This window comes from Streptomyces sp. NPDC058877 (assembly GCF_042742855.1).
Lineage (GTDB): Bacteria > Actinomycetota > Actinomycetes > Streptomycetales > Streptomycetaceae > Streptomyces.
The window spans coordinates 1-9,338 of sequence record NZ_JBHYMF010000241.1 but is presented as its reverse complement, the minus strand read 5'-3'; the positions used below and the strand labels follow the sequence as shown (position 1 = coordinate 9,338).

The 9,338-nt window shown below is 70.1% G+C and carries 8 protein-coding genes; all 8 read left to right on the top strand.

Annotated elements, in window-relative coordinates; genetic code table 11:
- Window positions 1-89: 89 nt before the first annotated feature.
- The 8 genes from ruvC to ACFW2Y_RS32310 all read left to right on the top strand — a co-directional run bounded on the left by ruvC (window position 90) and on the right by ACFW2Y_RS32310 (window position 9,219).
- Window positions 90-656, top strand: coding sequence for a crossover junction endodeoxyribonuclease RuvC (ruvC, locus tag ACFW2Y_RS32345; RefSeq protein ID WP_384886211.1), 567 nt, complete (start codon window positions 90-92; stop codon window positions 654-656).
- A complete protein-coding gene (gene ruvA / locus ACFW2Y_RS32340) occupies window positions 653-1,285 on the top strand; it encodes a Holliday junction branch migration protein RuvA (RefSeq protein ID WP_384886208.1) in 633 nt (210 codons plus the stop codon). The genes ruvC and ruvA overlap by 4 nt, the downstream gene beginning before the upstream one ends.
- A 29-nt stretch (window positions 1,286-1,314) precedes the next feature.
- Entirely contained in the window at window positions 1,315-2,394 is a 1,080-nt protein-coding gene (ruvB, locus tag ACFW2Y_RS32335; protein WP_384886205.1) for a Holliday junction branch migration DNA helicase RuvB, read from the top strand.
- Window positions 2,395-2,559: 165 nt separating this feature from the next.
- Window positions 2,560-3,036 carry a preprotein translocase subunit YajC gene (gene yajC / locus ACFW2Y_RS32330; protein WP_384886202.1) on the top strand — a complete coding sequence of 159 codons (477 nt, stop codon included), beginning with the start codon at window positions 2,560-2,562 and terminating at the stop codon, window positions 3,034-3,036.
- A gap of 145 nt (window positions 3,037-3,181) precedes the next feature.
- Entirely contained in the window at window positions 3,182-4,945 is a 1,764-nt protein-coding gene (gene secD, locus ACFW2Y_RS32325) for a protein translocase subunit SecD (RefSeq protein WP_384886199.1), read from the top strand.
- Between the two features lies 1 nt (window position 4,946).
- Window positions 4,947-6,017 carry a protein translocase subunit SecF gene (gene secF, locus ACFW2Y_RS32320; RefSeq protein WP_384886196.1) on the top strand — a complete coding sequence of 357 codons (1,071 nt, stop codon included), beginning with the start codon at window positions 4,947-4,949 and terminating at the stop codon, window positions 6,015-6,017.
- Entirely contained in the window at window positions 6,014-6,565 is a 552-nt protein-coding gene (locus ACFW2Y_RS32315) for an adenine phosphoribosyltransferase (RefSeq protein ID WP_384886193.1), read from the top strand. Before secF ends, ACFW2Y_RS32315 begins: the two co-directional genes overlap by 4 nt.
- Before the next feature lie 188 nt (window positions 6,566-6,753).
- Window positions 6,754-9,219, top strand: a complete 2,466-nt coding sequence (locus tag ACFW2Y_RS32310; RefSeq protein WP_384886191.1) for a RelA/SpoT family protein — start codon at window positions 6,754-6,756, stop codon at window positions 9,217-9,219.
- Window positions 9,220-9,338: the final 119 nt, after the last annotated feature.

The window sequence follows — 9,338 nt, the reverse complement described above, 5'->3', positions numbered from 1 at the left end:
GGCCGACGGGGGACACGCCCCGTCGGCCCGCTGCGTTGTCAGTGGCAGCCGATAACCTGCACGAATACCTGATCGAAGGGAAGGGTGACGTGCGCGTTCTGGGGGTGGACCCGGGCCTTACCCGATGCGGCATCGGCGTCGTCGAAGGAGTCGCCGGCCGGCCCCTGAGCATGCTCGGAGTCGGAGTCGTCCGCACCGCCTCGGACGACGAGATCGGCGTCCGCCTCGTCGGCATCGAGCGCGGCATCGAGGAGTGGCTCGACCGCTACTCGCCCGAACTCGTCGCAGTGGAGCGCGTGTTCAGCCAGCACAACGTGCGCACCGTGATGGGCACGGCCCAGGCCAGCGCGGTCGCCATGCTCTGCGCCGCCCGACGCGGCATCCCGGTCGCCCTCCACACTCCCAGCGAGGTCAAGGCCGCCGTCACCGGCAGCGGCCGGGCCGACAAGGCCCAGGTCGGAGCGATGGTGACCCGAGTCCTCCGGCTCTCCGCCCCGCCCAAGCCGGCCGACGCCGCCGACGCCCTCGCCCTCGCCATCTGCCACATTTGGCGGGCCCCCGCCCAGAACCGCCTCCAGCAGGCCGTCGCCGCCCACAACCGTCTCGACGGGGCGGGCGCCCCGCACGCCTCCGCAGTGAAAGGCCGTATCCGATGATCGCCTTCGTGAGCGGCCCGGTCGCCGCCCTCGCCCCGACGACCGCCGTCGTCGAGGTCGGGGGGGTCGGCATGGCCGTCCAGTGCACCCCGAACACCATCGCGGGGCTCCGCCTCGGCGAGCACGCCCGCCTCGCCACCTCGCTCGTCGTGCGGGAGGACTCCCTCACCCTCTACGGCTTCGCCGACGACGACGAGCGGCAGGTCTTCGAACTGCTCCAGACCGCCAGCGGTGTCGGCCCCCGCCTCGCCCAGGCCATGCTCGGGGTGCACCGCCCCGACGCCTTGCGCCTCGCCGTCTCCACCGGTGACGAGAAGGCCCTCACCGCCGTGCCCGGCATCGGCAAGAAGGGCGCCCAGAAACTCCTCCTCGAACTGAAGGACAAGCTCGGAGCCCCGCTGGGCAGCAGCGGCCTGGTCGGCGCCCAGCGCGCCGCGGCCACCGGCCCCGCCCCCTGGACCGAGCAGCTCTCCGCAGCACTCATCGGCCTCGGTTACGCCTCCCGTGAGGCCGAGGACGCCATCACCGCCGTCACCCCGCAGGCCGAAGAAACCCTGGCCGAGACCGGCTCCGTGCCCGTACCGCACTTGCTCCGAGCCGCCCTCCAAACCCTCAACCGCGCCCGCTGACGATCCGTACCGACGAAGAGGCAATCACCGTGAACTGGGACGACGAGACGGCACCGGCCGCCGACGAGCGCATCGTCGGAGCCGCTGCCGAGGGGGACGACCAGGCCGTCGAGGCGGCCCTGCGGCCCAAGGACCTCAGCGAGTTCGTCGGTCAGGAGAAGGTCCGCCAGCAGCTCGACCTCGTCCTCAAGGCCGCCCGCCAGCGCGGTGCGACCGCCGACCACGTTCTGCTCTCCGGTGCACCCGGCCTCGGCAAGACCACCCTCTCGATGATCATCGCGGCCGAGATGAACGCTCCGATCCGCATCACCTCCGGACCCGCCATCCAGCACGCCGGCGATCTCGCCGCGATCCTCTCCTCCCTCCAGGAGGGCGAGATCCTCTTCCTGGACGAGATCCACCGCATGTCCCGGCCCGCCGAGGAGATGCTCTACATGGCCATGGAGGACTTCCGCGTCGACGTCATCGTCGGCAAGGGCCCCGGCGCCACCGCCATCCCGCTGGAACTCCCCCCCTTCACCCTGGTCGGCGCCACCACCCGGGCCGGATTGCTACCGCCCCCGCTCCGCGACCGCTTCGGCTTCACCGCCCACATGGAGTTCTACGACCCGGCCGAGCTCCAGCGCGTCATCCACCGCTCCGCCGGACTCCTCGACGTCGAGATCGACCCCGACGGTGCCGCCGAGATCGCCGGCCGCTCCCGCGGCACCCCCCGCATCGCCAACCGCCTGCTGCGCCGCGTCCGCGACTACGCCCAGGTCAAGGCGGACGGTGTGATCACCCGCCAGATCTCCGAGGCGGCCCTCAGCGTCTACGAGGTGGACGGCCGCGGGCTCGACCGTCTGGACCGTGCCGTTCTGGAAGCCCTGCTGAAGCTCTTCGGCGGCGGGCCCGTCGGCCTGTCCACCCTTGCGGTCGCCGTGGGGGAGGAGCGCGAGACCGTCGAGGAGGTCGCCGAGCCCTTCCTCGTGCGCGAGGGGCTACTGGCCCGTACGCCCCGTGGCCGGGTCGCCACTCCGGCGGCATGGACGCACCTCGGACTCGTTCCACCGCAGGCAGCGGGCCCTGCGGTGCCAGGAAGCGGACAACAGGGGCTCTTCGGGTCGTGACGGTGCGGACACTCGCCCGGACCGGAACCACGGTGCGATGCTGGACGTTGTTCCAACGATGCGGACTCGCCTAGACTCCGCCGATGCCGCCCGTTCCGGTCGGCGCGCCCACCCCCGAAGATCAGGCCGCGGGTTCTCCGCGACCGTGCGAAGGAAACCCGTCCCGTGAGCATCGTGACCCTCCTCCCCTTCATCGTCCTCATCGGGGCCATGTTCCTGATGACCCGCTCTGCCAAGAAGAAGCAGCAGCAGGCGGCGCAGATGCGCGACGAGATGCAGCCCGGCACCGGCGTACGGACGATCGGGGGGATGTACGCCACCGTCAAGGAGATCGGCGACGAGACCGTTCTCCTCGAGGTCGCGCCCGGCGTGCACGCGGTCTACGCCAAGAACGCGATCGGCGCGGTCCTCGAGGACTCCGAGTACAACCGGATCGTCCACGGCGACGACGACTCGGAGACCGACACCGTCGTCCCCGACGACGCCTCTTCGCTGACCGAGGCCGTCGAGACCACGGACAAGGACGCGGAGACCGTCGAGGAGGCCCCGAAGGCCGACCTGACGAAGAAGTCGGACGCGGCCGAGGCCGGCGCCGAGGGGCAGAAGGACGGCAAGGCCGACGGCGAGGCCGACGCGAAGTAGTTCGCGGCCGGGGACCGCGCGCACCCCCACGGGCGCACGCGGTCCCCGGAACGGTTTCACGTCTGCGGGGGCAGGTCCCCACACACACTTCGTGGCCGTCTCACGCATACCCGGCGGAAGACGGTTGGACAGGGAGATACGACAGGTGGCAGCACCGAAGAAGGGCCGAAGGCCGGCGGGGGGACAGAGCCGTCCGGGCCGCGCCCTGGCACTCATCCTGATCGCCATGGTCGCGCTCACCGGCGGGATGTTCTGGTCGGGGCACACCACCCCGCGCCTGGGCATCGACCTTGCCGGAGGCACGTCGATCACGCTCAAGGCGAAGGCCGAGCCCGGCCAGGAGTCGGCGGTCAACGAGACCAACATGAACACGGCGGTCGGCATCATCGAGCGCCGCGTCAACGGTCTGGGTGTCTCCGAGGCCGAGGTCCAGACGCAGGGTGACGAGAACATCATCGTCAACATCCCCCGCGGGACGAACGAGAAGCAGGCCCGCGAGCAGGTCGGCACCACCGCCCAGCTCTACTTCCGGCCCGTCCTCGCCGCCATGCCGCAGACCGCGCCGAGCGCCGAGACCTCCGGCGCGCCGACGCCGACGCCGACGCCGTCCGCCTCCGCCTCCGGCGCCACCGCCGGTGAGGGGTCCGCCACACCGACGGCCACCGCCTCCACGCAGGGCCGCGCCCTCACCGAGGCCCTCAAGGCCCCGAGCCCCACGCCCACCGCGAGCGCCTCGACCTCCGGGGAGCCGGAGGCCACCGGAACCCCGCAGGCGACCCCGACGCCCGACGCCGCCACCACGGCGCTGGAGCAGAAGTTCACCGCCCTGAACTGCCTCGACCCCAAGCAGCGCGCCGCCGCCGGCCAGGGAGTCAAGTCGACCGAGCCCATCGTGGCCTGTGGCGAGGACGCCCCGGGCGCGTGGTCGAAGTACCTGCTCGGCCCGGCCGAGGTCGACGGCAAGGACGTCGACGACGCCAAGGGCGTCTTCGACCAGCAGCGCGGCATGTGGATCGTCACGATGGACTTCACCGACGGCGGTTCGAAGAAGTTCCAGTCGATCACCAGCAAGCTGTCGCAGCAGGCCGACCCGCAGAACCGCTTCGCGATCGTCCTCGACGGCGAGGTCGTCTCCGCCCCCTCGGTGCGCCAGACGCTCAGCGCCAGCGCCGAGATCTCCGGCAACTTCAACCAGCAGTCCGCCCAGGACCTCGGCAACATCCTGTCCTACGGCGCCCTGCCGCTCACCTTCCAGACCCAGAGCGTCGACACCGTCACCGCAGCGCTCGGTGGGGACCAGCTGGAGGCCGGTCTCATCGCCGGCGCGATCGGTCTCGGACTGGTCATCCTCTACCTGGTCGTCTACTACCGCGGCCTCTCGCTGATCGCCATCCTGAGCCTCGGCGTCTCCGCGCTCCTCACCTACGTGCTCATGGCCCTGCTCGGCCCGGCCATCGGCTTCGCGCTGAACCTGCCGGCCGTCTGCGGCGCCATCGTCGCCATCGGCATCACCGCCGACTCCTTCATCGTCTACTTCGAGCGGATCCGTGACGAGCTCCGCGAGGGCCGTAGCCTGCGCCCGGCCGTCGAGCGCGCCTGGCCGCGGGCCCGCCGCACCATCCTGGTCTCCGACTTCGTGTCGTTCCTGGCCGCGGCGGTCCTCTTCATCGTCACCGTCGGCAAGGTCCAGGGCTTCGCGTTCACGCTCGGCCTGACCACCCTGCTCGACATCGTCGTGGTGTTCTTCTTCACCAAGCCGGTCATGACGCTGCTCGCCCGTACCTCGTTCTTCGGCAACGGCCACGCCTGGTCCGGCCTGGACCCGAAGCGCCTCGGTGCCAAGCCGCCGCTGCGCCGTACCCGCCGCGCCACCCCCGTCGCCACCCCCGTCGACCCGAAGGAGGCGTGAGATGTCGAAGCTCGGAGATCTCGGCGCCCGGCTCCACCGCGGTGAGGTCGGCTACGACTTCATCGGCAACCGCAAGATCTGGTACGGCCTGTCCATCCTGATCACCATCACCGCCATCGTCGCCCTGGCCGTCCGCGGCCTCAACATGGGCATCGAATTCCAGGGCGGTGCCGTCTTCACCACCCCGAAGACGGACGTCTCCGTCAGCCAGGCCCAGGAGTACGCCGAAGAGGCCTCCGGCCACGACGCGATCGTCCAGCAGCTCGGCAACGGCTCCCTGCGCATCCAGGTCGGTGGCCTGGACACCGCGCAGTCCGACCAGGTCCGCGCGGAGCTCGCCAAGGACTTCAACCTCGCCGAGGACAAGATCGCGGCGGAGCTCGTCGGCCCCAGCTGGGGTGAGCAGATCGCCAACAAGGCCTGGACCGGCCTCGGGGTCTTCATGATCCTGGTGGTGATCTACCTCGCCATCGCCTTCGAGTGGCGGATGGCCGTGGCGGCACTCGTCGCCCTCATCCACGACCTCACGATCACGGTCGGCATCTACTCCCTGGTCGGCTTCGAGGTCACCGTCGGCACGGTCATCGGTCTGTTGACCATCCTCGGTTACTCGCTGTACGACACCGTCGTCGTCTTCGACTCCCTCAAGGAGCAGACGAAGGACATCACGAAGCAGACCCGCTTCACCTACAGCGAGCTCGCCAACCGCTCGATCAACGGCACCCTGGTCCGTTCGATCAACACCACGGTCGTCGCGCTGCTGCCGGTCGCCGGCCTGCTCTTCATCGGCGGTGGCTTCCTCGGCGCAGGCATGCTCAACGACATCTCGCTGTCGCTGTTCGTGGGCCTCGCCGCCGGCGCGTACTCCTCGATCTTCATCGCCACCCCGCTGGTCGCCGACCTCAAGGAGCGCGACCCCTCGATCAAGGCCCTCAGGAAGCGCATCCTGGCCAAGCGCGCCAGCGCCGCGGCCAAGGGGGAGCAGATCGACGAGGCGGACGGTTCCGCTCCCGAGGCCGCCGTCGTCGGACCCCGGCCGAGCCGCCGCGGCAGCCAGGAGCACCGAGGATGACGGCCGGGGCCCAGGACGTCACCGAGCTCCTGCTCAGCCGCATCCGTGACGTTCCCGACTATCCGAAGCCGGGCGTGCTGTTCAAGGACATCACGCCGCTGCTCGCGGACCCGGCGGCGTTCACCGCCCTCACCGACGCCCTGGCCGCACTGTGCTCCACGCACGGCGCGACCAAGATCGTCGGCCTGGAGGCACGTGGCTTCATCCTGGCCGCCCCGGTCGCCGTCCGGGCGGGCCTGGGCTTCGTCCCGGTCCGCAAGGCCGGCAAGCTCCCCGGGGCCACCCTCCGACAGGCCTACGAGCTGGAGTACGGCACCGCCGAGATCGAGGTGCACGCCGAGGACCTGGCCCCCGGTGACCGGGTCATGGTCATCGACGACGTCCTCGCCACCGGAGGCACCGCAGAGGCATCCATCGAGCTGATCCGTCGTGCGGGCGCCGAGGTCGCAGGCGTCGCGGTGCTCATGGAGCTCGGCTTCCTCCCGGGTCGCGCCCGGCTGGAGCCGAACCTCAACGGTGCGCCGCTCCAGGCGCTGATCACGGTCTGACATCGGGATCCACCCCGATAGGGGCGCTCCGGGGAATCCCCGGAGCGCCCCTCGCGTTCTTCCGGACATCCCGGTTGCCCGCCCGGAAGGAGTCCGAAACCCGGGCGCGTGAGCACCGACAGTCTTGGCTCGATACCATGGCCTTTCCGGGCCTGACCGGGGGATCCGGAACCGCACGAGGAGCGCTCTTGCCAGACGAGGCCCAGTCACTCTCCGCCGCGCAGCCCGACCCGAAGGCCGAAAAGGCCGCGCCGGGGTCCGGCACGTCCCAGAACAAGCCAGCGGAGACCAGGCCCACGCCCCCCGCTGCGCCCGCCCCCGCACCGTCCTCTCCCGAGCGGCCCGCCCCCGCCCGCCCGGGCGGCTCGTCCAACCGGGTCCGCGCCCGCCTCGCCCGGCTCGGCGTGCAGCGCTCCTCCCCGTACAACCCGGTCCTCGAACCCCTGCTGCGGATCGTCCGCTCCAACGATCCCAAGATCGAGACGTCGACGCTCCGCCAGGTCGAGCGGGCCTACCAGGTCGCCGAGCGCTGGCACCGGGGGCAGAAGCGCAAGAGCGGGGACCCGTACATCACGCACCCGCTCGCCGTCACCACCATCCTCGCCGAGCTCGGCATGGACCCGGCCACGCTGATGGCCGGGCTGCTCCACGACACCGTGGAGGACACCGAGTACGGCCTCGACACCCTGCGCCGCGACTTCGGTGACCAGGTCGCCCTGCTCGTCGACGGGGTCACCAAGCTCGACAAGGTCAAATTCGGCGAAGCGGCCCAGGCCGAGACCGTCCGCAAGATGGTCGTCGCCATGGCCAAGGACCCGCGCGTCCTGGTCATCAAGCTCGCCGACCGCCTGCACAACATGCGCACCATGCGCTACCTCAAGCGGGAGAAGCAGGAGAAGAAGGCCCGCGAGACCCTTGAGATCTATGCGCCGCTGGCCCACCGGCTGGGCATGAACACCATCAAGTGGGAGCTGGAGGACCTCGCCTTCGCGATCCTCTACCCCAAGATGTACGACGAGATCGTCCGACTCGTCGCCGAGCGTGCTCCCAAACGCGACGAGTACCTCGCCATAGTGACCGACGAGGTCCAGGCCGACCTGCGTGCCGCTCGGATCAAGGCCACGGTCACAGGGCGGCCGAAGCACTACTACAGCGTCTACCAGAAGATGATCGTCCGCGGCCGTGACTTCGCGGAGATCTACGACCTGGTCGGCATCCGCGTCCTCGTGGACACGGTGCGGGACTGCTATGCCGCCCTCGGCACCGTCCACGCGCGATGGAACCCGGTCCCCGGCCGGTTCAAGGACTACATCGCGATGCCCAAGTTCAACATGTACCAGTCGTTGCACACGACGGTCATCGGACCCAACGGAAAGCCCGTCGAGCTCCAGATCCGGACCTTCGACATGCACCGGCGTGCCGAGTACGGCATCGCCGCGCACTGGAAGTACAAGCAGGAGGCCGTTGCCGGTGCCTCCAAGGTCCGCGCGGACGTGCCGAAGAAGGCGGGCAAGGACGACCACCTCAACGACATGGCGTGGCTGCGGCAGCTCCTCGACTGGCAGAAGGAGACCGAGGACCCCGGGGAGTTCCTGGAGTCGCTGCGCTTCGACCTCTCCCGCAACGAGGTCTTCGTCTTCACGCCCAAGGGCGACGTCATCGCCCTGCCCGCCGGTGCCACCCCGGTCGACTTCTCGTACGCGGTCCACACCGAGGTCGGTCACCGCACGATAGGAGCACGGGTCAACGGACGGCTGGTGCCGCTCGAATCGACCCTCGACAACGGCGACCTGGTCGAGGTCTTCACTTCCAAGGCGGCCGGCGCCGGGCCCTCCCGGGACTGGCTGGGATTCGTCAAGTCCCCGCGCGCCCGGAACAAGATCCGTGCCTGGTTCTCCAAGGAACGCCGGGACGAGGCCATCGAGCAGGGCAAGGACGCCATCGCGCGGGCCATGCGCAAGCAGAACCTGCCGATCCAGCGGATCCTGACCGGTGACTCCCTCGTCACCCTCGCCCACGAGATGCGCTACAACGACATCTCGTCGTTGTACGCGGCGATCGGCGAGGGGCACGTCACCGCGCAGTCCATCGTCCAGAAACTGGTCCAGGCGCTCGGCGGCGAAGAGGCCGCCACCGAAGAGATCGACGAGGCCGCCCCGCCCACCCGGGGGCGTTCCAAGCGCCGCTCCAGCGCCGACCCCGGCGTCGTCGTCAAGGGCGTCGAGGACGTCTGGGTGAAGCTGGCCCGCTGCTGCACCCCCGTGCCCGGCGATCCGATCATCGGGTTCGTCACCCGCGGCAGCGGCGTGTCCGTTCACCGCAGCGACTGCGTCAACGTGGAATCGCTGTCCAGGGAACCGGAGCGGATCCTCGAGGTCGAATGGGCCCCGACCCAGTCCTCGGTCTTCCTGGTCGCCATCCAGGTGGAGGCCCTGGACCGCTCCCGACTCCTCTCCGACGTCACCCGGGTCCTCTCGGACCAGCACGTCAACATCCTCTCGGCGGCCGTGCAGACCTCCCGCGACCGGGTCGCCACCTCGCGCTTCACCTTCGAGATGGGCGACCCGAAGCACCTGGGCCACGTCCTGAAGGCCGTGCGCGGGGTCGAGGGCGTCTACGACGTGTATCGGGTGACCTCGGCCCGCCGCCCCTAGACGCGTTCCGAGAGCCGCTCCCGTCCCCGTTATGTTCTTCGCGGTCCTGCAAGAGGGCCGCTGGCCTCCGGGCCCGGCATGACTGTGTCCCCCTGTCGAACGGATGACCTGGGGGGTGG

Excerpts from the sequence above, each read along its gene's own strand:
- secF (WP_384886196.1), top strand. The coding sequence starts at position 4,947 with ATGTCGAAGCTCGGAGATCTCGGCGCCCGGCTCCACCGCGGTGAGGTC.
- ruvA (WP_384886208.1), top strand. The coding sequence starts at position 653 with ATGATCGCCTTCGTGAGCGGCCCGGTCGCCGCCCTCGCCCCGACGACC.
- ACFW2Y_RS32315 (WP_384886193.1), top strand. The coding sequence starts at position 6,014 with ATGACGGCCGGGGCCCAGGACGTCACCGAGCTCCTGCTCAGCCGCATC.